Raw genomic sequence first — 24242 nt, 5'->3', positions numbered from 1 at the left:
CTCAGATATCCCTTCTTTGCAGCTGATGTGCCCCGACACCCAGTCGTGGCCGCACGACGAGATGAGGACTCGTCGGGCCGCGCCCCTCTGCCACGGCGGCAAATACCGCATCGATCTCCTCCAGCGCGATACCGACCGTCGAGACGATGTCCAGTCCCGACCGCCCCGACGCTAGGATGTCGACGCTTCGTGCCACAGCCTGTGGCGAACGACCTCGCACTCCGACAATGGCATTCGCACCTCGAACGAGCGACGCAAGGTCCAAGTCGCACAACGGCGCGGAACCGAGTCCGCCGACGACGAGCCGTCCGAACTTGCGCAGGCTGCCGGCCGCCGCCGATACTGCAACAGCTCCGAGGCCGACCGTGTCGAGGATGACGTCCGCACCCAGCCCGCCAGTCGAGCGGAGAATGAGTTCGGTGAGGTTCCCATCCTTGCTGACCACCGGTGTCGCCCCCATCGCCTCAGCGATCTCCAGACGTCCGGAATCTTCCGGCAACCCGATCACCACAATTCTTTCCGCATCCGCCGCCCGCGCCGCCGCAACTGCGGCGATTCCGTGGTAGCCAGGGCCGATGACGACGACCGTGGAGCCCGACCGCGCGCCGCCCGCATCGATAGTCCAGTCGATCGCATTCGCAAACGGCTGTGTCCACGCAGCCAGGTTCGAATCGAGCTCATCAGGCAGCTTGTGGAGGATGCTGTTGGCAGTCAACTGCATAAATTCTGCGTTGCCGCCGTAGAGACCGGATCCCTGTGCAGCCGAGATCAATCCGACGCGCCGCCTGCCGGACCAGAGGTCCGTCTCAGGGCACATTCGATAGCACCCGGTCCGGCAGGCGCAGCACTCGGGGCGCAGACACGGCAGATACTCTTCGAGCGCCACACGATCGCCTACAATCACCCCCCAGGCCTCAGCGTGGCCCGGGTCGAGCGAGGTGATCGTCCCGACCACGTGGTGCCCGAGCACGGTAGGTGAGGCCAAACCCGCACGGTACATTGTGATATCAGTGCCACATACCGCCGAGGATTCGATCTCGAGCCACCCCACCGCTCCGACCGATTGTCCAGCATCGAGCGTGCGAACAACCGTCGTGCCGTTCGGCATCGACACAGCAGCCCGCACGTACGCGGGGCGTCCCGTGGACAATGAGGGTGAATCATCAGTTGCAACAACAGTCGAACTCAGCTCTTCGCTCACACCCAACTCCCCGGCGGCAGAAATTCTAGTCAGATGGAGACGAAGTCGGTGCCCTCGACCATGCGCAATGCCTCTTCAGTGCCTTCCGTGAAGGGGGTGGATTTGGGCAGCAGAACCGACGTCGAGCGCACACGCTGATGCTCGACAGCCGCGCCGGGAAGAGAGTTCTCGTTCTCCAGCAACTCCAACGCCCCCAGCAACCGACGGCGGGCCAGGATGATGCCGGCGTCCGAAGTGCCGAGTCGCTCCTGCGTTCGGTCACAGATCGGACCCATCGACTCCTGCAACGAGAAGTCCTGGGCAGCAATGCCTTCAACCCCCGAGAAGGTCTTTTTCTGTCGCTGCGCTTCGCGATCCATCAGGTAGTCGTTGCTCTTGTTGGCCAGTGGCCGGTAGGTGCCTGGGATGCACCTGGCATGGATACCGTCCCCGTGATGCATCGAGTCGATCTCGTCCTGACGTAATTCCCGCGTGGGGTGGTAGTTGATGTTCCACGCCCAGCAATTCTGGTCGTCGATCGGAACCCATGCATGTCCACCGAGCGGGTTGTGAGTGCCGAACGGCGGAATGATGGTGTACCACGGCATGATCCACTGGGTGATTCGCCAGTAGTACTCCTCGTCGTTTGCATTGCGGCGGGCTCCAATGATCAAGCCACCATCACTCTCTGCAACCTCGAACTTGGGTCGGGTGTCAGCCTTGAGGTATTTGTTTCCTTCGGCGCCCGAATGCATCGGGTCGTCGTCGAGATTGAATCGGTGCGCAAAGGACACGTGGCTCGAATCGATGCCCCCCTCCATTGCCTGCAAGTAGTTCGACTCCTGGAGACGCTTGGAGACGAACCGCTGATCATCGCCCAGCGTCGCCCATTCGAGTTCAGGAGCATCCGGTTCAAGTCCCGCAGGCCCCATGTAGGTCCAGATCACGCCGCCGCGCTCGATGCAGGGATAAGCCTTCTGCTTAATCCGGGACTTGAACTTCGAGTCCTCGGGCTCCGACGGCATGTCAACACAATTGCCGTCGACGTCGTACTTCCAGCCGTGATAGGCGCAGCGCAGACCGCAGTCCTCGTTCCTGCCGAAGTACAAGGAAGCCGTCCGGTGAGAGCAGAATTCGTCCAGCAATCCTATGCGGCCGGTTGTGTCCTTGAAGGCGATGAGGGACTCGCCGAGCAACTTGACGCGGACCGGCGGGCAATCGGGACCAGGCAATTCCTCGGCGAGGAGAGCGGGAATCCAGTACCGCCGAAAGAGTCGGCCCATCGGCGTATCGGGTCCGGTCCTCACCAGCAATGTGTTCTGGTCTTGGGTCAGCATGACGATCCCTTCAGCAGAGAAGCGGTCGAGAGGCTTTCGGTCACAACATGTCGTCCGCATAGCGCGCGGATGCGCGCATATTGAGAGCGTGACATGGGGCACCCCATGAGTCAAGTGGCAATCAGCCCTCGTCGGCGTCGCGAGAACAGTCGGATCGATAGGATCGGCAGGCCACGCGCCTCGAACCCCGAAGTGACCACGGACGACAGGAAGCACCGCATGCCCCGTCACACCACTCCATCCGCCCTGCACCACGTCTGGGGGGTTCAGACAAAACGACCGAACGACATCGTGCAATCCCTCGAACGGGGGATTGCCGTACTCACCGCGTTCGACGCCGACCATCGCACGATGACGCTGACCGAGGTTGCGCGCCGATGCCAACTACCCCGCTCTGCTGCACGGCGATTTCTCCACACGCTGGCCGAACTGGGGTATGTCACAACCACCGGGCGCGCTTTCCGACTGACTCCACAAGTGCTCGAACTCGGCTATTCGCACCAGTCGACGTTCACTCTCGCTGACGTGTGCCAACCCCACATCGAGCAACTTGCGCACTCCCTCGGCAGGTCCGTTTACGTGAGCCTTCTCGATGGAACCGACGTTCGCTATGTCAGTCGCGCAACCCTTCCGGGATCGATGACGGTACTGCTACGGCCCGGCACGCGCATACCTGCGCACCTGACCGCTGCAGGACGCGTCCTCCTCTCGACCCTCGATCAGAAGGCCCTGGCCGAGTACCTCGCCGAATCATCCCGGAATGCCGGTTCCGGCGCCCTGACCGGGACGCAGCGGGAACAACTCCACCGCGAACTCGTCACGATACGAAGACAGGGGTGGGCGTTCGCCGATCAACTGCTCGACGCAGGACTCCGCGACATTGCCGTTCCACTGCGCAATCGCGACGGTGAGATCGTCGCAGCGCTGAGTGCGTACGTGTACGAATCTCAGATCGCCGACAAGGGACTGGTCGCGCAGCTACTGCCCCGGCTCCTCGAATCCGCCGGGAGTCTATCGCTCGAGCTCCGCAGCGGAGCGGGCGGTTGAGGCGTCCATGAGCTCAGTTCCGTCCGCATAGCGCGCAATTCGGTTGCAAATGGAATGCTCACTTGTGTGAAGTGAGTCACCGATGGCACGGTGTCGATGCGAAGGGGTCCCTTTCTTCACCCGCCGATTCTGGCCGCGACTCCCCCGGTTTCACCCGACCTTCGGGGTTCCATGCCCCCCAAACCTGACCGAGTTCGCCTGCCGCCCAGGACACTGATGTGGCCGAATCCAAGACAGGAACAACGAAGTGGACACCGCAACCTCGAGCGCGATCGTTCCGGATTCGCGCAAGCGCTACCGCTGGATGGTGCTCTTTTTTTGTTGGCTTGCCTTCACCATGACCTCCGTCGATCGATCGACGTGGGGCCCCGCTTCCATCTTTGTGGGTGAATCGCTCGGAGTTCCGCTGGCGAGCCTCGGCGTCTTCGCCACTGCGTACTACATAGGGTATGTCGCCTCCAACGCATTGACCGGCGTGCTCTCCGATCGTTTCGGCGGGCGCGAGGTGATTACAGTTTCTTTGGTCGGCGCCGGTCTCTTCATGATGGTCTTTGGATCGACAACGTCCGCCGCCGTTGGGATCGGCGTACAGGCCATTGTCGGATTCTTCGCGGGCGCCGACTATGCGGCGGGCATTAAACTACTCGCCAGTTGGTTCAAACCTCACGAACTGGGCAAGGTCATGGGCCTCTTCACATCGGCGACCTCGCTAGGCACCGTGATCGCCAATACCCTCGTGCCCTGGATGATCAACCACTACAGCTGGAACGCGTCGTACCACCTGTTCGGCGCCATCTCTATCGCCACCGCGATTGCCTGCTTCGCCGTCCTACGTCCCGGTCCTGTGACAAACGTCGGCCTCACGACACCGTCCTCCGACAAACGACCGTCTGCGTGGAAGACTCTCGCCTCCAACCGCGACCTCCTCCTGCTCTCCCTTGCCGGATTCGGTGGATTCTGGGGCACCTACGGATTCGTGACCTGGTCTAATGCCCTCCTGATCAAGAGTCACGGTGTATCCGGCACCACCGCAGGCTTCATCGTCGCGATGTTCGCCGGCGTCGCGGTCTTCAGTAAACCCCTCATCGGCATTCTCGGAGACAAGGTTGGTAGCGCTCGCAAGCCCGCCATCGTAATCCTCGTGTTATTCGCCGGGATGCTCCTCGTCTTCGGGTCCCTTGACAGCGTCCCCACACTGCTGATCGCGGCACCAATTTTGGGCGTTGTCGGCTACGGCTATCTCCCACTGCTCGTCGCCATGATTCCCCGACTCGTTCCGAGTGAGGTCACCGGCACCGCGGCTGGCGCTTCGAACGCTTTCTGGCAGATCGCAAGCGCATTGGTTCCACTTGCCATCGGTGCCGTATTCGCCGCAACCGACTCGTTTCTCGCCGCATTCGCGGCCCTCGCCGTGGGCCCTCTCCTCGGCGCAGTCGTCCTCTACTTCGTAAACGAACACGGGGACGGCCAGAAACCGAAAACGTCGGCATCGTCCGACGCCAGATGACGAACTGAGGCCAGTCGAGATCCAGATCCAGATCCACTTCCACCGAGACCCGACATCACCTGGATCGGGCTCGCACCGTCCGATGATTGTTCGCGCTGCACCCGAGCGCAGGCATCCCAATGACCGGCAGCAATTGGACCGGTAGCATCTGGGGCGTCACGGTCACTGGAGCCTGGACAACCGCACGTGATGTGCGCACTCCTCGACCCCGCATACGTCTGGTTGAAGTTCACAGGAACATCGCGTGCGTGTGGTCAGAGGTTCAGGTCGGAAAGGCCCAGGAGAGAGCGGTATTCGAGCCCTTCGGCCGCGATCACCTCGTCGGCCCCGGTTTCCCGGTCCACGACGGTTGCGACACCGACGACGATCGCTCCGACGTCACGCAGCACCTTCACCGCGGTGAGCGGTGAATTACCCGTCGTGGTGGTGTCCTCTACTACGAGGACTGGCTTGCCGACGACGTTCGGGCCCTCGACCTGGCGCTGCATGCCGTGCGCCTTGGCTGCCTTGCGCACCACGAACGAGTCGATCGGGCGACCCTCTGCGTGCATTACCGCCATCGCCACCGGATCGGCGCCCATCGTCAGTCCACCGACCGCGTCGAACTCCCAATCCGACACAAGCTCACGCAGCAGTTTGCCGATCAGCGGGGCGGCCTCGTGATGCAGGGTGGCGCGGCGCAGATCCACATAGTAGTCGGCTTCCTTACCCGAAGAAAGCGTCACCTTGCCGTGCACAACAGCCAACTCGCGCACCAACGCGGCGAGATCCTCGCGATCACTCATGCCCAAACCTTACCGACCGTTGTGTGCGCGCCCGCCCTCGGCCGAACGCTGTTTGTTGACCCGCCTGACCAGACTCCTGGGGACGAGACGCCCGACGGTCGTGAGCACCTTGTACTGGATCCCAGGGATACTGATGACCTTCCCGTTCTCGAGGTCGGCGAGCGAGGCCGCAACAACCTCGTCGACACTCAGCCACATCGCCTTCGGAATCGAACTCATATCGATTCCCGCGCGCTGATGAAGTTCGGTGCGGATGAATCCCGGGCACAGCGCTTGGATTCGCACACCCATACCGCGCAATCCTCCGGACAGTCCCTCGGAGAACGAGATCACGTATGCCTTGCTCCCCGAATAGGTGGATCCCCGCCCGGACAACAGACCCCCGACACTCGCTACGTTGATAATCGTGCCGTTGACAGATGCGATCATGGCCGGCAGCGCCGCACGGGTCAGTTGCATGACGGCGGTGACATTCACATCGAGCTGCGCCTGCAGGAGTTTCGGTTCCTCAGTCCAGAATTCGCCCGAGGTGTCGAACCCGGCGTTGTTGACCAATACCTCGACGCCCTCGCCGAGGCGCAACGCCACCTTCTCACGGCCGGACGTCGTCGCCAGGTCAGATTGCAAGATCTCGCATTCGGTGTCGTACAACGCCTTCATCTCTTCGGCGAGTACGCGCATCCTCTCTTCGTCGCGGGCGACCAGCACGAGGTCGTAGCCGTGCGAGGCGAACTTCTTCGCGAAACCGGCACCGAGCCCCGATGTCGGACCGGTGACGAGAGCAACGGGTCGTGCGGACGTGTCCTCGGATGGCATCGACATAACAGCGACGGTAGCAAGGCGCCAATCTACTGAGGTCCAGGCGCGGGGCGCGGACCTGGTGCGGGGCGCGAACCAGGCGCGGGGCGCGAACCAGGCGCGGGGCGCGAACCAGGCGCGGGGCGCGAACCAGGCGCGGGGCGCGAACCAGGCGCGGGGCGCGAACCAGGCGCGGGGCGCGAAGAGTCGACAGCGTCCTCGCGCAGGCGTGGCCGGCCCTGATCGTAAGATCCGCGGTCGGGCGGGTTCGAACCTGCGACCGGAGGCAGTACATGCAGGATGCCCGACAGCCGAAAGACAGCCGCGATGGCCGAATCCCAATCGCGCCCGTTGCTGTTGATGGGCAGCGAACCGAGTGTCCACTCGCCTTCGCTCCACAGCATGTTCACATGCGGTGGGATCGATTCGGTGAAGGCCACCATCCGCTGATCACAGATCCTGCGGGCGATCTCAAGATCGGTGGCGAAGACGACCCGCGGGCCGATGGCACCGAGAAGTTCGAGGTCCGAATCCTTCGGCGGCGGGGTCGACTTCAGACGGAGGTCGATGTCGACGTCTGAACCCATCCGGCGGCGGACGGCGACGATGGTCGCGGTCTCCTCCAAGTCGAACAGAATGAACGCCTCGCCTCGGCGTTCGCCCCTCACGACGTCGATCGCGCTGAGGTACTCCTGCTTGGCCAGAGCGGCGCGGTGAAACTGGGCGGGCAGCCGTTCTTCGACGTTCGTGTAGGTGAAGCCCTGAGCCTTGGCCCAGATCTGCCTCACGCGACCCGACTGATCACGACGCGAGCGATCGAAATAGAGCAGCGCGCACGCGCCTGCGAGTGCGATCAACGCCAGTACGAACCACATCACGGTCATCGCTGTTCAGCCTAGCGAGTCATCGCTGTAACGACGCGATGCGGTGCCGGACACCCCGTGTCGAGTCACGCCTCAGTTGCCTCCGAACCTCGGCAGTTCGGTGCTGATGATCGTCAGGGCTGTCATCTTGCCGCCCTCGATCTCCGTTCCACGGACTATGACGGTGAATCCAGGCTTCAGCCCGGCGACCGTGGAGCCGTCGAGCGCGAACACCTTCGTCTCCGCGTTGGTCTGCACCGTCAGCTGGCCTCCGCCGATCGTATCGAGGGTGAGCGTGGAGCCGTCGTTGGCGCTGATCCTCCCGAACGCAGCGCTCCCGACGCCGATCACCCCGCCGGTGCCTCCCGGGGGTTGGTCGAGCGGCGATTGGGTCGTCGGCCCAGGAGTCGGCGTCGCTGTGTTCGGCAAGGTTGCGGGCGGACCTGACGTTGTCGGGCCTGCCACCGTCGTGCTCGAGGAATTGTTCGGCGTGGTCGTGACGAGGGCGACGCTGAACCCAATGACCGCGAGCAGTAACAGGGCTGCCGTCGTGGCGGCGATCCACGTTCCGATTCGCCGGGGCTTCTTCTCTTCGGAACTCTCCTCCCGGGGCACCTGATACTGCCCGTCGGGGTACTGCCCCGGCGGATATTGGGCCCCCTGATATTGGGCGTTCGGATAGGACGCGTTCGGATAGGACGCGTTCGGATACTGCCCGGTCGGATAGCTGCCCTGATACTGCTGGGTCTCATGCACCGGGTACGCCTGAGTGGCGTTCGGTGATGGAGCCTGCTGGTCGAATCGCGGGTCGTAGGCGGGGAACACCTCAGTCGGGTTGGGTTGGTTCTGCCCGTACGCCACGGTCGGGTCGGACGTTGAGAACTGCCCAGTACGCTCTTCTGGCGCGCCAATATATTCGGTGCGCTGTTCCGGCGAGGCGATACGTTCGGTCGGCTGGTCCTGCTCTGACCATGCCGACGTCGTGTCGTTCCCCACCGCCGACGGCTCAGCGGCCCCAGTCGCCGACGGCTCAGAGTCCCCAGTCGCCGACGGCTCAGAGTCCCCAGTCGCCGACGGCTCAGAGTCCCCAGACGCCGACGGCTCGGTACCGTCGTACGCTCGTTCCTGCGGGGTGCGCGGATCGTCGGGATTCGTCATGTTCGGGGCCCCTCCCTGAGGCGTCAATTCCCTGTTCGTGCGGGCTTGGACCGTCGAGCCTAACGGCGCAAATTAAGGCGTCCCTGTGGAAATTCACATGGGCGGCAAAGTACATCGGAACGTACGTTGCCACCCATGTGAGGGTCAGCCGAGGACGAGGGCGTCGCCGGTATCGGACACTTTCACGGGAACGGTGTCGCCGTCCTGAACATCACCGGCGAGCAGCAGCTTCGCGAGCTGGTCGCCAATGGCCTGCTGGATGAGCCGACGCAGCGGCCGGGCACCGTACATAGGGTCATAGCCCCGGACAGCCAGCCAGAAGCGCGCCGAGTCGGAGACGTCGAGCGTCAGCCGCCGCGCTGCGAGGCGGCGCGAGAGCTGATCGAGTTGGATGTCCACGATAGATTCCAGTTGCTCTTCCGTGAGCGGGTCGAAGATCACGACGTCGTCGAGCCTGTTGATGAACTCGGGCTTGAACGCGTGGCGCACCGCATCCATCACCTGCTCCCGCGACCCGCCCGAACCGAGGTTGGACGTGAGGATCAGTATGGCGTTCCGGAAGTCGACCGTGCGGCCCTGGCCGTCCGTCAACCGGCCCTCGTCGAGGACGGCCAGCAAGATGTCGAACACATCGGGGTGCGCCTTCTCCACCTCGTCGAACAGCACCACGGAGTACGGACGCCGACGCACGGCTTCGGTGAGCTGGCCGCCCGACTCGTAGCCGACGTATCCGGGGGGGGCGCCGACCAGTCGGGCCACCGAATGCTTCTCGCTGTATTCCGACATGTCGATGCGGACCATCGCGCGTTCGTCGTCGAACAGGAAATCGGCAAGAGACTTTGCGAGTTCCGTCTTGCCGACGCCAGTAGGTCCGAGGAACAGGAACGAACCGGTGGGCCGGTTGGGGTCTGCGACTCCGGCCCGGGCGCGACGCACCGCGTCGGACACGGCAATGACGGCCTCTTCCTGGCCGACCACCCGCCTGCCCAGTTCTGACTCCATACGCAGCAGCTTTGCGGTCTCGCCCTCCATCATGCGGCCGGCGGGAATTCCGGTCCACGCCGCCACCACATCCGCGACGTCGTCGGGACCCACTTCTTCCTTGAGCATGACATCGCTGTCACCGTCGGCGGCAGCACCCGACACTCGGGCCGCCTCTTCGAGTTCCTTCTCGAGCTGCGGGATCCGCCCGTACCGCAGTTCTGCGGCCCGGCCGAGGTCGCCGTCGCGTTCAGCGCGTTCCTCCTCGCCGCGCAGCGTCTCGAGCTGTTCCTTGACTCCCCTGACCGAGTCGATGGCTTGCTTCTCGTTCTGCCAGCGGGTAGTGAGCTGACTGAGTTTCTCTCGCTCGTCAGCCAGTTCGTGGCGCAACTTCGCGAGCCGGTCCTTCGACGCGGCGTCGGATTCCTTCTGCAGCGCCATCTCCTCGATCTCGAGGCGGCGAACGATGCGTTCGACCGAGTCGATCTCTTCAGGGCGCGAGTCGATCTCCATCCGCAGCCGGGACGCCGCCTCGTCCACGAGGTCGATCGCCTTGTCCGGGAGAAACCGGGACGTGATGTAGCGATCGCTGAGCGTCGCCGCCGCGACCAACGCAGAGTCGGTGATGCGGACACCGTGGTGCACCTCGTACCGCTCCTTGAGCCCGCGGAGAATGCCCACGGTGTCTTCGACTGAGGGCTCGCCCACCAAAACCTGCTGGAATCGGCGCTCGAGAGCCGCATCCTTCTCGACGTACTTACGGTACTCGTCGAGCGTGGTCGCGCCGACTAGCCGCAACTCGCCGCGGGCGAGCATCGGCTTGATCATGTTTCCGGCGTCCATCGCGGACTCGCCGGTGGCACCCGCACCGACGATGGTGTGGAGTTCGTCGATGAACGTGATGACCTGGCCGGCCGAGCTCTTGATGTCGTCCAGAACGGCCTTGAGGCGCTCCTCGAATTCCCCGCGGTACTTCGCCCCCGCAACCATCGAACCCAGGTCGAGGGAGATCACGGACTTCCCTCGGAGTGATTCGGGGACATCGCCCGCGATGATGCGCTGAGCAAGGCCTTCGACGATCGCGGTCTTACCGACACCAGGCTCGCCGATCAGCACCGGGTTGTTCTTCGTGCGACGACTGAGCACCTGCACGACACGCCGGATCTCGTTGTCGCGGCCAATCACCGGGTCGAGCTTGCCGTTCCGGGCTGCCACGGTCAGGTCGGTGGAGTATTTTTCGAGCGCCTGGTACGTGCCTTCCGGGTCGGGGCTCGTGACGCGCGCGCTGCCGCGAACGGTGGTAAACGAATCGCGCAGTGCCTCCGGGGTGGCGCTATGCCGCCTGAGCAGGCCGGCGACGTCTGAATCGTCTGACGCGAGCCCCACCATCAGATGTTCCGTCGACACGTATTCGTCGTCGAGTTCCGTAGCCAGGTGCTGAGCAGTCGTGAGCGCGGCCAGTGCCTCGCGCCCGAGCTGTGGCGTCGTCGTGGCACCGGTAGTCTTGGGTAGCCGGTCGACAAGGGTCTGTGCCTCACGATGGACGGTTGAGGGGTCCACGCCGACCGCCTCGAGAAGAGGGGTGGCGATTCCGTCGGTCTGGTCGAGCAGGGCCACGAGCAGGTGTTCCGGCCTAATGTCCGGGTTGCCGGCCGCCGACGCCGACTGGAGTGCAGCGGTCAGCGCGGCCTGAGTCTTGGTGGTCGGATTGAACGAGTCCACTAGGTCACCTCTTCTGGCGAAGGAGAGCGGTCCGTCGCCTGGGCCGAGAGATCCCCGGCGACGCTGTCATCTTCTCAACGCACGAAATGTTGAGTCTGTTCCGCTCAACTTTGAATAGTTTCGGTGCTACCTCATCATCCCCCACTGATACTTCCCGCTGATATTTCCCGCGGCACCCGAAACCGTCCCCTTGCGGCTAACGGCAGTCCGCGTCCAAGACAGTTAGACTTCTCGTGTTCGAATCGACACGCACTCAAAAACAGGGGCCCGCTTGACACGAGATTGCCTGGATCCACTCGTGATTTCACGTCTGCGTGCCAGCTTTTCGTCGATCGTTGCCGCCGAGCGAGGTCACGCTCGGCTTTCCACCCTGTTCTATTCCTCCCTGTTCGCTGAGCACCCCGACTTCCGCGGGCTCTTCCCGCCCGCACTGGATCAACTCGGCCATCGAATGTTCCGGGCACTCCAGTTCGTCATCGACAACCTCGACGACGAGGAGCGCGTCCTGGGCTTCCTGGCCCAACTAGGCCGCGACCACCGCAAGTACGGTGTGGAGGACAGACACTACTTCGCCGCAGTCAATTCACTCCTGGGGGCGGTGCAGGGCGCCTTCACCCAGGCGATCTGGACGCCGTCCCTGACCACCGCATGGACGGAACTGATCGACCTCATACTCCACACGATGGCCGACGCCGCCGCCGCCGACGACCTTCCTGCCACGTGGGGCGCCACTGTCGTCGATCACGAGCGATGCCTCGACGACCTTGCGATCGTCCGACTCGAGACGGACTCCCCCATCCCGTACGGCGCCGGGCAGTATCTGAGTGTGCAGGTGCCGCAGCGTCCCCGGATGTGGCGTTATCTCTCGGCGGCGATCCCGGCCAACCCAGCCGGACAACTCGAGTTCCATGTGCGTCGGGTGTCGGGCGGATGGGTCAGCCCCGCAATCGTCAACGAGACCCGAGTGGGTGATCGATGGCTGCTCGGCTCGCCTCTCGGCGGACTCGAGGTCGACCGGGACTGTGGCCTCGATGTTCTGATGATCGGTTCCGGCACCGGAATCGCACCGTTGCGCGCGCAGGTGATGGAAATGGCAATGCGGTCTCACAATCCGCGGGTCCACTTGTTCGTCGGAGGCAAGTACCCGTGCGACCTGTACGACATCGAAACCCTGTGGCATCTCTCGCTCAGCAACCCGTGGCTCACCGTAGTCCCCGTATCCGAGGAGGACGAGAATCCGTGGTGGCACACCGCACCCGCCCCTGAAGCGCCGCCGGGGCTGCATCAACGGCTCCTGGGGCAACCCGGTCGTGTCGTCGCACAGTTCGGTTCGTGGGCGGATCGACAGATCCAGATCTCCGGCTCGCCGGCGATGATCAAGACCACCCTCTATGCGTTGCAGCGTGGCGGGACACCGCCACACTTGATCAGACACGACCCCTTGATCTAGTTCTGCCCTCAGTCCTGCCCCCCGCAATCCGGTACGACCCTCGGGAGAGCACCACACCATGCAAGCCACGCAGACCACTTGGACCAGCACAGTCGTTGAACATCACCGTCTGCGACACGATCTCGCGGTGATCCGCCTCGTGGGCGACAACGTCCCGTTCGCGCCCGGCCAGTACGTGGACGTGAGTGTGCCGCAAAATCCGCGCCTGCTACGCCGACTCTCCCCGGCACTGCCGCCGTCCCTGGACGGCAAACTCGAGTTCCATGTCCGATCGGTGCCCGGTGGTTGGGTGAGTCGCGGCATCGTGTCCGATACCTCGCCCGGCGACCAATGGCAGATCCTCGGGCCGCGCGGCACCATGTCCGTCGACGGGAACGGGCCGGACGTGATCATGATCGCCGGCGGGACGGGTCTGGCACCATTTCGGTCGATCCTGCTCGACCTGGCGCACCGACCGAATCCGCAGAGGGTGTTCCTGTTCATCGGCGACCGCACCCCACGTGACCTCTACGCTTCGGACATGCTGTACCTGCTGGTGCAGGATTTGCCGTGGCTCACGGTTATACCCGTAGTGGAGAGCGTCGCGAACCCCGACTGGCCCGATGAATGGTACGAGCGCACCAGAGTGGACGTAGGATTCAACGAGAACGATCTGGTCGAGGGCACGCTGCCCGAGATCGTTACGTCTTACGGCGCTTTCACCGACCACCAAGTGTTCGTATGCGGTTCTGCGGCGATGACGCGCGCCACCCTCGACCGCTTACGGGACACCGGAACGCCCACGGAGAACATTCAATTCGACCCGTACTGAGCCCGCGGATCAGTACGACGGATCGTGCCGGATGTTTTCCGGCGGAGTTCCGGCGGCATGGAGTCGGAACTTAGTGGTCTTCATCATCGATTCGGAGCCGATCAGTTGGATATCGCGCTCGGCCCACGTCCCGAAGTCGGCGACAACCTCCCCCACCTTGCCGGTCAACCGGCGGTGCATGCCGGGCAGCGAGGCACTGTTCGGGCCTCGGTACCACCATGGATCCTCGTCCTGCTCGGTGACTGGGACGACGGTCAACCACGGATTCTGCTCCGCGAGCGCCCAAAGGGTACCGAGATCGTAGAGGTCGCATGGATACCGGCCGGCGAAAAACACGTGGACCCGACGGCTTTGGCTACGCTGCGACATCTGGAGGATCTGTGCCCGCAACGGGGCGATACCGGTGCCCGAACCGATCATGAGAATGTCGCGGCTGTTGTCGTTACGGACCCCGAGATCGCCGAGTGGAGAACCGATCAACCACCGCTCATCCACGAGTGTCTGGTTGACGACTGCGGGACTGACCCAGCCGCCCGACACCCTGCGGACATGGAATTCGATGATGCCCTGGTCGTTGGCCGGGTTCGCCGGCGACAGGTAGCGCCACATCCTGGGCCGGGACGGCACCTGCACGCTCACATATTGCCCGGCCGCGTAACTCATCGGCTCGTCGAGTTGCAGTCGGGTAACCGAAACGTCCTCACGGACCTGAAGGTGCTCGATCACCGTCGCCCCCCACGCCGGTGGACCACTCTCGGCATTGGCGGCGTCCATCATGGTGGCTGACAGAAGGGCGAGGACGTCGCGCCACGCTTGCTCGAGTTCGTCGGTCCACGGCTCGGCGGACGGAAACTGCTCGACTGCGGAGATCAGAGCCTGGCTGACGCCCACGTAGTGCGCGTCCTTGACACCGTACTTACGGTGGTCTCGCCCGAGTTGTTCGAGGTAGAGCAGGATCTGCCCGGAATCCTCGAGACGTTCGATGGCGTACTGGATGGCGGAGATCAGCCGATCGCGTTGCACGTCCATCGCTGCCGGAAAGAACTCCCGAACCTCCGGGTGCCACGCGAACAACAGGGCGTAGAAGTTCCGCGCCAGCGTCTGGGGCCCGCCTTGTACTGCGGCTATAGCCTTGAAATTCGACCGGACCAGGGATATTGCCTGTGAATCCACCGCGCATCCTCGTCACTGACTGAACGCGGCTCGGCCGCGAGATACTCGAGCAGACCATAGTCGCGGTCACCATGTCGTAGACTCGGTCCCCGGATCATCGCCCTTTTGCGCTACCCTACCGCCCGGTCTGCGCTTTCCCAAAAACGAGCGCGCAGCGCCTTCTTATCTAGTTTGCCGAGTGGGGTCACCGGCAGTCCGTCCACGAAGTCGACCGATTTGGGTGCGTGGACAGACCCTTTCGCCACCCGGACCCTCTCGACCAACTCGGCAGCGTCCACCGACTGCCCGGCGCGAAGCACCACGCATGCCTTGACGGCCTCGCCCCACTTCTCGTCCGGAACGCCGACCACCGCGACGGAGCCCACAGCAGGGTGCGCGGAGATGACGTCCTCGATCTCTCGGGGGAACACATTGAATCCGCCGGTGACGATCATGTCCTTCTTACGGTCGACGATCGTGAGGAATCCGGCTTCGTCCTTGCGCGCGATGTCGCCGGTGTGCAGCCATCCACCCTTGAAAGCCTCGGCAGTCTCCTCGGGCTTCTTCCAGTACCCCTTCATGACGAGTGGGCCACGAACGCAGATTTCGCCGAGTTCGCCCTGCGGAACCTCGTTCAGATCGTCGTCGAGGAGAGCGACGTTCAGCCAGGGAACCGGCCGCCCGCAGGTCGCGAGGCGACTCGGATCGGTCGCAATGTGTTCTTCTCTGCGCAGAACAGCAATGGTCATGCCACATTCGGTTTGACCGTAAAACTGGAAGAAGATCTGACCGAACTTCTCGATGCCCTCCTTCAGCCTCGCCGGAGAGATACTCGAAGCCCCGTAGAACAGCGTCTGCAGGCTCGAGACGTTCCGCTTCGGCAGGTCGGGATGATCCATGAGCAGGTAGATCATGGTCGGGACGAGCATCGTGGCGGAAATCTTGTGCTTTTCGATCGCCTCGAGCACCGCCCCGGGCTCGAATGCGGGCAACACGATCAGGGCGCCGCCCCGGAGCAGGGTCGGAATGAAGAAGGCCGCGCCCGCGTGCGAGAGCGGCGTGCAGATCAGGAAACGCGGCTCCTCGGGCCATTGCCATTCGGCCATCTGGATCTGATTGAGTGCGGCACCCGAACCGTAAGTACCGATCACGCCCTTGGGTTTTCCGGTGGTGCCGCCGGTGTAGACCATGCTGCTGTTGTCGTCGGCATCCACCTGGGCGGCAACGAGGCGCTGCGGTGTGAAGGTGGCTGCCAGAGCGAGGATGTCGACTCCAACCTCCGAAGGCCCCAACGACAACATGTTCTTGATCGATGGCGAAGCCGCTTTCAGTTCCGCCGCTCGACCCTCGAAGGCGTCGGGATCAAAGATCAGCGTCTCGATTTCGCCATCGCTGACGATGTACAGATGATCGTCGAGCGAACCCATAGGATTGAGCGCGCTCCCGCGGCATCCGGACACCATGGTGGCACCCATGCTGATAAGGACTTCGGGCCTGTTCTTCGACAGCATCGCGGTGCTGGTGCCCTTGCCGACGCCGAGCGAGGCGAGTGCCTGGGCAAAACGGCTGATCTGATCGCTCATCTCACCACCAGTAAGTACGACGTCGCCGATGTACAGCGCCGGCTTGTCGCTGTTGCGGTCCAACGCGGTGATGAGCAGGTCCGCTGCGAAGGCGGGCCGATGCAGATCGGCGAGTTCGTCGGTCATCTGTTGTCCTCACTTCTCCCGCGACATAGGGGCGCGCAGTCTAATGGCGTGAATTCTGTGTCCTGAGTCACCGACACGATAGCCGGAAACCTGAAGAACTGAAACCTATTCCACCTAGCCTGCGGTCTCCTCCGGCTGCCGGGCTATGGCAAGGAACGCCGACGAGGTGGGGGCGCGCCCTGGGCGCGCGACCCCACCACCCTGCCAAGAGACCCTCGGGGATCAATCAATCGATCGACGAGTGCGGCTTGGTACCGATGGATTCCGGGACCGTCACCACCACGCGCGTTCCTGTTCCGGGCGACGAGTCGAGGTCGAACGTGCCGCCCGCGTTCTCTACCCGCTCGATGTGGGACGCCAACCCGATATGCCCCTGCGCCACCCGTTTCGGCACGACTGCGGGATCGAACCCCCAACCGTCGTCGACGATGACGAGCGTGATCTTCCCACTCGAGCCGGTCAGCCTGAGGGTCACCTTGGCGGCGTGGGAGTGTCTGGTCACGTTCGCAAGCAATTCGCGCGCGACGCGGTACACCAGTTCCTGGCAGTCTGGGCGGCCGACTTCGTCGATTTCGACTGACGTCTCGATTTCGGAGCGCCTCGCGTGCGCATCCGCGAGTTCACGGAGCGCCGAACTGAGGCCGAGCTGAGCGAGAACCTGCGGATGCAGCATTGTGACAGTGAATCGCAATTGCGTCGCTGTCTCACGGAGGGCGGACTCGGCGGCGTCGAGCATCGCGTCCGGGTGCCGCTCCATCGCTTCCTCGACGTCCAACCTGGCGGCCAGGACATTCTGGAGCGGACCGTCGTGGAGGTGCTCGGCCAGTTGTCTCCGCTCACGCTCCTCGGCGCCCATCGACTCTGCAATCAACTGCCTGCGAACGTCCAACAACTCGATCACCGTCGCTGAGCGACGGGCCAGGACGTACGAAAGCGCCGTGGTCGCCGCCGCCAGCCACAGCAGGAATCCGAAATACAGGTACACCTCCGAAGGGAATCCCATCGTGTCGTCGCGCTTCGAGTAGACGATCCACGCCAACTGATATCCGAAAGCGGTACAGACACCGACAATCGCGGTCAGGCGTGGTCGATACTGGAACGCCACCGAGATCGGCAACAGGTAGAACACCGGCAACAAGACCGACGTCGCGCCACCCGAGGCGATGGACAGCGACATCACCGCCAATACATCCACGGCGGTCGACATCCAGCCCGCCCATGGCCCGACCTCCCTCACGAGTACGAGGAATATCCAGCCCAGCGCGACGGCCGCGTACATGGTCAGCAGGGCGGCGAAAACGTCGGGTCTCCAGTGTGGCACGCGGACCACCGGACCGAGGAGAGACATCAGACCGATCAGCGGCAACCGGAGAATGGCAGTCACCCGGACCGCCTCGGTGGTATAGCGCCGGACTACCAGACTGTGCGGCTGATTGTGCATACTGTGCGGCTGATTATGCATATCACTCCAGCAACCCGCGTCGCATCGCCTCGGCGACGGCGGCGGCGCGGTCACTCACCCCGAGCTTCTCATACAGCCGCTGCACGTGCGTTTTGACCGTCGACGGCGCGAGATACAGTTCGCTGGCCATCATAGGAATACTCAGGCCGCTTGCGATCAGCGCAAGCACCTCCTCCTCCCGCCCGCTCAGGACCGGGCCGGTCGGTTCACTGCGGCGGCGCACCTCGCCGGCCAAGCCAACCGCAAGGGATGCGGGGAGAACGACCTCGCCCTCAGCACAGTCCCGGACCGCTTTCACGATCTCCGCCCGGGTCGACTCCTTCGGCAGAAATCCCGCGGCCCCAACCTGCAACGCGTGGTAGACGATCGCGGACTCGTCATGGGCCGACAGAAGGAGCACTCGCGTGGCGAGTTCTTCCCTTTTCACCGCTTCGGCCACCTGGGACCCATCCAACTCCGGCATCCGGTAGTCGAGAAGGGCCACGTCGGGGACGAGTTCTCGGATGAACTTCAGTGCGGCGGCGCCGTCGTCCGCCTCGGCGACCACATCGACATCCCCGGTCGCAAGAAGTGCTCGGACGACTCCATCACGGAAGATCGGGTGGTCATCGCCCACCAACACACGCACCCTCGCCACGGAGACTCCGATCCGGCTCGACTCCGACAACATTCACTACTTGCCTCTTACGAGACCCCGCCGACTGTACTCCAATTGGGGGACAATGGATTCAACCCATTTTCTAACCATTTGACGGACGGGCTGGGTCATGGGTTCACGACATACTGAGGTGGCACTGATGCCAGGGCGATCGACAACCGGATCGCCCATCGACAGAGACCCTTCCCGCAATCACGAACTGTCCGAACCAGGAGAAACCCATCGTGCGTACCAAGCGCCATCGCCTTTCACTCCGCATCACACTGCCCGTCATGGCTCTGGCTATCGGCGGCCTGACGTTAGGGGCCACCGGAGTGGCCAACGCCGACTCGGGCACCCCGATCCGGGTGACGAATCCAACCGTCACAATGCCGATCTCCAGTGATATCGACATGGCAGGGGTAATCGCCAGGCTGTCCGACCCAACAGGGCAGTGGGCCGCAGGGCCTGCAGAGTACATCGCGCCATCTGCCAGCGAGTTTGTTGCCGCTGCTGCACACCCGAAACCTCCGCACAAAGCCCCAAAGCACGAGGGATACGGACACGAGAGATACGGGCAAGAGAGATACGGGCACGAGGGATACTGAGGCTGATCTCTCACATCGATACTTTCCGTCACCCCAATTCCAGTACGACCAATACTGACCCAACGATTCTTCTGCGCATGCCCGGTCCTTCAGGTCCTCCGATAGCCGATCCTGCTCTGATCCGGTCTCCGCTGCTGTTCCACGTACTGCCGGATGATCGAGAGGGGTGGACCACCGGAGGCGGCGGCAAAGTTCGACGGCGACCGCAGAGGGTTCCGGTGCGTGCGGAGCCGGTACTGTGGACGCAGTCTCCGGGGGACACCCCTTCGAGGGAGTTCACCGGCTTCGAGAGTTACACAGTAGGTGGGTACTCGACCAGCAGATGCACGTGCTCGTCTTCCCCGTTGAACTCGGTCAGATCTGCGCCGAAGTCGGCGCACACATCCCGCACATGATCGGCCCCCGTTGCGGTCAGATGTTCGCCGACGAACACTTGACCGCGGTATTTGGTCACAAAAATCACATGTGCGTGTAAACCGAAAACATATACTAGGGGAGGAAGAGGCGCATTCCGGAACAGCAAACAGGGACAGCGACGGCTGACCGTGGGCGAGCAGCGACATTGCTGCCCCGCGAACAGATCCCGATGAGAAATGCGGGACGCTCAGCGCTGGTGTCTTGGTTTCCACACCACCAGTGCGTTGCTGCGCGGGATGGGCACGAGGTCGCGACGGTAGCCGGCATGAATCCGAGCGATCTCCTCTGCCAATTCCCGCACGCGGTACTGAAGAGCCTCTACCTGGTTGGTGAGTTCGATGATGCGCTTGATCCCCTCGAGGTTGACACCCTCGTCCTGGGAGAGCCGTTGCACCTCGCGGAGCAACGCGACGTCCCGCGGCGAATACCGTCGCCCCCCACCCGAGGTACGGTGCGGCGTGACCAGACCGAGTCGGTCGTAGTTGCGCAACGTCTGAGCATGCATGCCCGCCAGTTCCGCAGCCACCGAGATCACGAAGATCTGGGCGTCCGGGTCAACGGAGGTTTCGCGTGGACCCTCTTTCCTGTCGGCCATCAGGCACCTGCCCACCCGGCCCTGGGATCGAATCCGCTGGCCTTCTCCGCGTCCAGATACGCCTTCAGTGCTTCTGTGGCCGGGTCGTCGAGCTTCTGAGGAACCGCAACCTTGACCGTGACCAGTAGGTCGCCGGCACCACCGCCGCGCTTCGGAACGCCTCGGCCGCGCACGCGCAGGATCCGGCCGTCGGCCGTTCCCGCCGGAATCTTCAGTCCAACGCGCCCCTCCAACGTCGGAACGGAGACTGTGGTTCCGAGCACGAGTTCGCCGTAGCTGACGGGAGCGACGACGGTGAGGTCGTCACCGGTGCGGCCGAACACATCGTCGGGACGCACCCGGACCGTGACGAAGAGATCTCCGGACGGTGCGCCGCGTAGTCCGGCCTCTCCCTGGCCTGCCAGCCGGATCTTCTGTCCGTCGCTGACACCTGCCGGAACGCGCACAGTGATGGTGCGGGTCCGGTTGGTGATGCCGTTGCCGTGGCACACCTTGCACGGAGAATCGATGATGGAGCCGGTGCCTCGGCAGTCGTCGCACGGCTCACTGAACCCGAACGCACCCTGGTTTCGGCTGACGATTCCAGTACCGTTACAACGCGGACACACTCGTGGGCTGGTCCCCGGCTCGGCACCGCTGCCGTGGCAGGTGGTGCATGCCGACGGGCTGGTGAGCCGCAGCGGAACCGTGACCCCGAGGGTGGCCTCACGGAATTCGAGCGTGGTCTCCGTCTCCACATCGCTTCCGCGACGGGGACGGCTGGCCGTACGGGTCGCCCCGCCACCGCCGGCACCGCGGTTGAACAACCCACCGAAGAGGTCCCCGAGGCCGCCGTCGCCGGCCGCCGCGCCACCACCACCGAACAGATCGCCTACATCGAAGCCACCCTGGCTGAAGCCGCCGGAGCCGGGGTTGAATCCGCCGCCCCGGCCGAACCCTCCGCTGGCGAACAGCCGCCGAGCTTCGTCGTACTCTTTGCGCTTCGTCGAATCCGAGAGCACCGCATACGCCTCGCTGACGGACTTGAAGCGCTCCTCGGTCTTGACGTCGCCGGGGTTCGCATCGGGATGCAGGTCTCGTGCAAGCTTGCGGTACGCCTTCTTGATCTCGTCCGCGGATGCCTTGGACGAGACGCCCAGCTCCTTGTAGAAGTCCTTTTCGATCCACTCCCGCTGACTCACTGGGCGTCTCCTCCTCTCACACTTATTCCCGTTCCGACCCGGCAGGCTTCGCAGCCTGGTCGGAGGTATTCGCGTCGGTGGCGCCGACGCGGTCGGTCACAGCTACCATCGCATGCCGCAGGACGCGATCACCGAATTTGTAGCCCTTCCGCATCACCGTGCCGACGACGGGGTCATGACCTTCGCCATCGTGCTGCACAGCCTCGTGCAGCGACGGATCGAATGCCTCGCCCTCGGCACCGAACTCGCTCAGACCGAGCGAGGTGAGGGCGCCGATAAGCTTGTCCGCCACACCCTTCAGCGGCCCCGAGTCGAGGTCGCCGTGGCTACGCGCGCGGTCGAGGTCGTCCAGCACACCGATGAGCTCACCGGCGACGGACGCCTTGGCGTTGGCAATGTCGGACTGCTTGTCCCGCTGGACGCGGCGACGGTAATTGGCATACTCGGCCTGCAGGCGCTGCAGATCCGCCGTGCGCTCGGCCAACTCGTCCGTCTCCGAAACCACCTCGTCAGCCAGTGCCCCGCCATCCACCGAGCCGGGCTGCGGAGCAGTAGCGTCGCCCGCGAGGGGCTCCACTACCGGTTCCGCGTCCCGCACCGAACCGGTCTCAGGGTCGATCTTCCGCTTGTCCACGAAAGTGACCGGTTCCTGCTCGGTGTTGTCGGACGTCACTTCTTCTCCGCGTCGGACGGCTCGTCCACCACTTCGGCGTCGACGACGTCATCGTCCCCGCTCGCGCCGGAGCCGTCGGTGTTGGCCGCTTCGTCAGCGGCGCTGGCCTCGTAGATCGCCTGGCCGAGAGCCTGCGACTCGGTGGCCAACTTCTCCACCGCGGTCTTGACGACTGCGATGTCGGTGCCGGCGAGGGCGTCGTTGGCTTCCTTAATGGCAGCCTCGACCTTCTCCCTGACGTCGGCGGGCACCTTGTCCTCGCTGTCCTTGATGAACTTCTCGGTCTGATGCACCAGCGACTCGGCCTGGTTGCGGACCTCGGCCTCCTCGCGGCGGGCCTTGTCGTCCTCGGCGTGTGCCTCGGCGTCCTTGACCATGCGGTCGATCTCTTCCTTGGACAGACCGGAGCCGTCCTGGATCTTGATCGTGTTCTCCTTGCCCGTGCCCTTGTCCTTGGCGGTCACGTGCACGATGCCGTTGGCGTCGATGTCGAAGGTGACCTCGATCTGCGGCACGCCCCGCGGCGCGGGCGGAAGGTCGGTGAGCTCGAACGAGCCGAGCAGTTTGTTGTGCGAGGCGATCTCTCGCTCACCCTGGAACACCTGGATCTGCACCGAAGGTTGGTTGTCGTCAGCCGTGGTGAAGGTCTCGGAACGCTTGGTCGGGATGGTGGTGTTGCGCTCGATGAGCCTGGTCATCACTCCGCCCTTGGTCTCGATGCCGAGGGACAGCGGGGTGACGTCGAGGAGCAGCACATCCTTGACCTCGCCCTTGAGAACGCCGGCCTGCAGGGCGGCGCCGACTGCGACGACCTCGTCCGGGTTGACACCCTTGTTGGGCTCACGGCCTCCGGTCAGCTCACGCACCAGGTCGGAGACGGCGGGCATGCGGGTCGAGCCACCGACGAGCACGACGTGATCGATGTCCTTGACGGCGATACCGCTGTCCTTGATGACCGCCTGGAACGGCGCGCGAGTGCGTTCGAGGAGGTCGGAGGTGATCTTCTGGAACTCACTGCGTGAGAGCTGCTCGTCGAGGAACAGTGGGTTCTTGTCGGCGTCCACGGTGATGTAAGGCAGGTTGATCGACGTGCTCTGCGAGGAACTCAATTCGATCTTGGCCTTCTCAGCAGCCTCACGCAGACGCTGCAGAGCCATTTTGTCCTTGGTCAGATCTATACCGTTCTGAGCCTTGAATTTGTCGACGAGCCAGGTCACGATGCGCTCGTCCCAGTCGTCGCCACCGAGATGATTGTCACCAGACGTCGCGCGGACCTCGACGACACCGTCGCCGATTTCGAGCAGCGAGACGTCGAAGGTACCGCCACCGAGGTCGAAGACCAGGATGGTCTGCTCTTTGTCGCCCTTGTCCAAGCCGTACGCCAGCGCAGCCGCGGTGGGCTCGTTGACGATGCGCAGAACGTTGAGGCCGGCGATCTGGCCGGCTTCCTTGGTGGCCTGACGCTGGGCATCCTCGAAGTAGGCGGGGACGGTGATCACGGCGTCCGTGATGTCCTCACCCAGGTACGCCTCGGCATCACGCTTGAGCTTCATGAGCGTGCGCGCACTGATCTCCTGGGACGTGTACTTCTTGCCGTCGATCTCCACGTTCCAGTCGGTGCCGATGTGGCGTTTGACGGATCGAATGGTGCGGTCGACGTTGGTGACGGCCTGGTTCTTGGCGGGCTGGCCGACCAGCACCTCACCGTTCTTGGCGAAGGCGACGACCGATGGGGTGGTCCGCGAGCCTTCGGCGTTGGCGACCACTACGGGCTCGCCGCCCTCCAGCACGGACACGACCGAGTTCGTTGTACCGAGATCGATACCGACGGCACGAGCCATAGTGTTCCTCACTTTCGATTTTTGCAGTCCGTGGGCAGTTGATTCAGTACTGGACTGCAATCTTGGCGCTTAGTGAGCGCCCTCCGCTCAAGTTTGCATCCCGGCACCATCGGGAGTCAATTCCAACTTGAGTCCAGGACGCTCAACGTTGTCGTAGGAGTCAACGGGGGAGCGTCGGGATTTGTTCCCGACGGTCGAAACTTCGCCCCGCAGACATCCCACAGATTCTGCAGGCGCAACGAGCCCCACCCTACTGATCACCGTTCGCGGCAGCGCCGCTCCGCAGTACGCGACAGCTTGAGGAGGATCTGCGTCAACCACTCGCAGT

19 protein-coding genes and 2 pseudogenes are annotated in these 24242 nt (G+C 63.6%); 5 read left to right on the top strand and 16 right to left on the bottom strand.

The annotated features are described in order from the left end of the window. Position 1: 1 nt before the first annotated feature. Positions 2-1201, bottom strand: a complete 1200-nt coding sequence (locus tag RM2_RS13225) for a zinc-binding dehydrogenase (RefSeq protein ID WP_245813912.1) — start codon at positions 1199-1201, stop codon at positions 2-4. Between the two features lie 29 nt (positions 1202-1230). After that, positions 1231-2517, bottom strand: coding sequence for a Rieske 2Fe-2S domain-containing protein (locus RM2_RS13220; RefSeq protein ID WP_072689916.1), 1287 nt, complete (start codon positions 2515-2517; stop codon positions 1231-1233). Positions 2518-2736: 219 nt separating this feature from the next. On the opposite strand from RM2_RS13220, the gene RM2_RS13215 reads away from it, so the two are divergent. Together RM2_RS13215 and RM2_RS13210 are read left to right on the top strand one after the other, a co-directional pair. Next, complete coding sequence (locus RM2_RS13215; RefSeq protein ID WP_072689952.1) at positions 2737-3564, top strand: IclR family transcriptional regulator domain-containing protein; 828 nt, start codon at positions 2737-2739, stop codon at positions 3562-3564. A 247-nt stretch (positions 3565-3811) separates the two neighbouring features. Further along, positions 3812-5071 carry an MFS transporter gene (locus RM2_RS13210; RefSeq protein ID WP_245813910.1) on the top strand — a complete coding sequence of 420 codons (1260 nt, stop codon included), beginning with the start codon at positions 3812-3814 and terminating at the stop codon, positions 5069-5071. 254 nt (positions 5072-5325) lie between these two features. Here RM2_RS13210 and pyrE read toward each other — a convergent pair whose 3' ends face one another. From pyrE to clpB, 5 genes and pseudogenes are all read right to left on the bottom strand, one after another. After that, positions 5326-5856: an orotate phosphoribosyltransferase gene (gene pyrE / locus RM2_RS13205; protein WP_072689914.1), complete on the bottom strand. Its 531-nt coding sequence runs from the start codon at positions 5854-5856 to the stop codon at positions 5326-5328. Beyond that, positions 5849-6672 (bottom strand): annotated as a pseudogene (locus tag RM2_RS13200) (SDR family NAD(P)-dependent oxidoreductase). The gene pyrE and the pseudogene RM2_RS13200 overlap by 8 nt, the downstream one beginning before the upstream one ends. 32 nt (positions 6673-6704) lie before the next feature. Further along, complete coding sequence (locus RM2_RS13195) at positions 6705-7529, bottom strand: TtfA family protein (protein WP_072689949.1); 825 nt, start codon at positions 7527-7529, stop codon at positions 6705-6707. A gap of 81 nt (positions 7530-7610) precedes the next feature. After that, entirely contained in the window at positions 7611-8675 is a 1065-nt protein-coding gene (locus RM2_RS13190; protein WP_072689912.1) for a hypothetical protein, read from the bottom strand. A gap of 144 nt (positions 8676-8819) precedes the next feature. Then, the gene (gene clpB, locus RM2_RS13185; RefSeq protein WP_072689910.1) at positions 8820-11378 is read right to left on the bottom strand and encodes an ATP-dependent chaperone ClpB; all 2559 of its coding nucleotides are present in this window, start codon (positions 11376-11378) and stop codon (positions 8820-8822) included. Positions 11379-11676: 298 nt separating this feature from the next. Between clpB and RM2_RS13180 the strand changes: the two genes are divergently transcribed. Next, the gene (locus RM2_RS13180) at positions 11677-12828 is read left to right on the top strand and encodes a globin domain-containing protein (RefSeq protein ID WP_072689908.1); all 1152 of its coding nucleotides are present in this window, start codon (positions 11677-11679) and stop codon (positions 12826-12828) included. 58 nt (positions 12829-12886) lie between these two features. Further along, positions 12887-13639, top strand: coding sequence for an FAD-binding oxidoreductase (locus RM2_RS13175; RefSeq protein ID WP_072689906.1), 753 nt, complete (start codon positions 12887-12889; stop codon positions 13637-13639). 9 nt (positions 13640-13648) lie between these two features. Here the strand turns inward: RM2_RS13175 and RM2_RS13170 are convergent, their stop codons facing one another. The 4 genes from RM2_RS13170 to RM2_RS13155 form a co-directional block, all read right to left on the bottom strand. Continuing rightward, positions 13649-14812, bottom strand: coding sequence for an FAD-binding oxidoreductase (locus tag RM2_RS13170; protein ID WP_072689904.1), 1164 nt, complete (start codon positions 14810-14812; stop codon positions 13649-13651). Between the two features lie 110 nt (positions 14813-14922). Further along, complete coding sequence (locus RM2_RS13165; RefSeq protein WP_072689903.1) at positions 14923-16500, bottom strand: AMP-binding protein; 1578 nt, start codon at positions 16498-16500, stop codon at positions 14923-14925. A gap of 226 nt (positions 16501-16726) precedes the next feature. Next, complete coding sequence (locus tag RM2_RS13160) at positions 16727-17941, bottom strand: sensor histidine kinase (RefSeq protein WP_072689901.1); 1215 nt, start codon at positions 17939-17941, stop codon at positions 16727-16729. A gap of 22 nt (positions 17942-17963) precedes the next feature. Then, a complete protein-coding gene (locus RM2_RS13155; RefSeq protein ID WP_072689899.1) occupies positions 17964-18632 on the bottom strand; it encodes a response regulator in 669 nt (222 codons plus the stop codon). 212 nt (positions 18633-18844) lie between these two features. Between RM2_RS13155 and RM2_RS13150 the strand changes: the two genes are divergently transcribed. Further along, the gene (locus tag RM2_RS13150) at positions 18845-19207 is read left to right on the top strand and encodes a hypothetical protein (protein ID WP_072689897.1); all 363 of its coding nucleotides are present in this window, start codon (positions 18845-18847) and stop codon (positions 19205-19207) included. Positions 19208-19296: 89 nt separating this feature from the next. Here RM2_RS13150 and tnpA read toward each other — a convergent pair. The 5 genes and pseudogenes from tnpA to dnaK all read right to left on the bottom strand — a co-directional run bounded on the left by tnpA (position 19297) and on the right by dnaK (position 23914). After that, positions 19297-19730: pseudogene (tnpA, locus tag RM2_RS13145) on the bottom strand (IS200/IS605 family transposase). Positions 19731-19811: 81 nt separating this feature from the next. Beyond that, positions 19812-20219 carry a heat shock protein transcriptional repressor HspR gene (locus RM2_RS13140; protein ID WP_072689895.1) on the bottom strand — a complete coding sequence of 136 codons (408 nt, stop codon included), beginning with the start codon at positions 20217-20219 and terminating at the stop codon, positions 19812-19814. Then, the gene (gene dnaJ, locus RM2_RS13135; protein WP_072689893.1) at positions 20219-21400 is read right to left on the bottom strand and encodes a molecular chaperone DnaJ; all 1182 of its coding nucleotides are present in this window, start codon (positions 21398-21400) and stop codon (positions 20219-20221) included. The genes RM2_RS13140 and dnaJ overlap by 1 nt, the downstream gene beginning before the upstream one ends. Positions 21401-21422: 22 nt before the next feature. Beyond that, positions 21423-22073: a nucleotide exchange factor GrpE gene (gene grpE / locus RM2_RS13130; protein WP_072689891.1), complete on the bottom strand. Its 651-nt coding sequence runs from the start codon at positions 22071-22073 to the stop codon at positions 21423-21425. Further along, on the bottom strand, positions 22070-23914 hold the full coding sequence (gene dnaK / locus RM2_RS13125; RefSeq protein ID WP_072689889.1) for a molecular chaperone DnaK: 1845 nt from the start codon (positions 23912-23914) through the stop codon (positions 22070-22072). The genes grpE and dnaK overlap by 4 nt, the downstream gene beginning before the upstream one ends. Positions 23915-24242 lie beyond the last annotated feature (328 nt).

It is taken from the genome of Rhodococcus marinonascens NBRC 14363, assembly GCF_001894885.1.
GTDB lineage: Bacteria > Actinomycetota > Actinomycetes > Mycobacteriales > Mycobacteriaceae > Rhodococcus_F > Rhodococcus_F marinonascens.
The sequence above is the reverse complement of the archived record's forward strand: the minus strand, read 5'-3'. Positions and strand labels throughout refer to the sequence as shown.

Excerpts from the sequence above, each read along its gene's own strand:
- RM2_RS13220 (WP_072689916.1), bottom strand. The coding sequence starts at position 2,517 with ATGCTGACCCAAGACCAGAACACATTGCTGGTGAGGACCGGACCCGAT.
- RM2_RS13215 (WP_072689952.1), top strand. The coding sequence starts at position 2,737 with ATGCCCCGTCACACCACTCCATCCGCCCTGCACCACGTCTGGGGGGTT.
- pyrE (WP_072689914.1), bottom strand. The coding sequence starts at position 5,856 with ATGAGTGATCGCGAGGATCTCGCCGCGTTGGTGCGCGAGTTGGCTGTT.
- RM2_RS13195 (WP_072689949.1), bottom strand. The coding sequence starts at position 7,529 with ATGTGGTTCGTACTGGCGTTGATCGCACTCGCAGGCGCGTGCGCGCTG.
- RM2_RS13190 (WP_072689912.1), bottom strand. The coding sequence starts at position 8,675 with ATGACGAATCCCGACGATCCGCGCACCCCGCAGGAACGAGCGTACGAC.
- RM2_RS13175 (WP_072689906.1), top strand. The coding sequence starts at position 12,887 with ATGCAAGCCACGCAGACCACTTGGACCAGCACAGTCGTTGAACATCAC.
- RM2_RS13165 (WP_072689903.1), bottom strand. The coding sequence starts at position 16,500 with ATGACCGACGAACTCGCCGATCTGCATCGGCCCGCCTTCGCAGCGGAC.
- RM2_RS13160 (WP_072689901.1), bottom strand. The coding sequence starts at position 17,941 with ATGCACAATCAGCCGCACAGTCTGGTAGTCCGGCGCTATACCACCGAG.
- RM2_RS13155 (WP_072689899.1), bottom strand. The coding sequence starts at position 18,632 with ATGTTGTCGGAGTCGAGCCGGATCGGAGTCTCCGTGGCGAGGGTGCGT.
- RM2_RS13140 (WP_072689895.1), bottom strand. The coding sequence starts at position 20,219 with ATGGCCGACAGGAAAGAGGGTCCACGCGAAACCTCCGTTGACCCGGAC.
- dnaK (WP_072689889.1), bottom strand. The coding sequence starts at position 23,914 with ATGGCTCGTGCCGTCGGTATCGATCTCGGTACAACGAACTCGGTCGTG.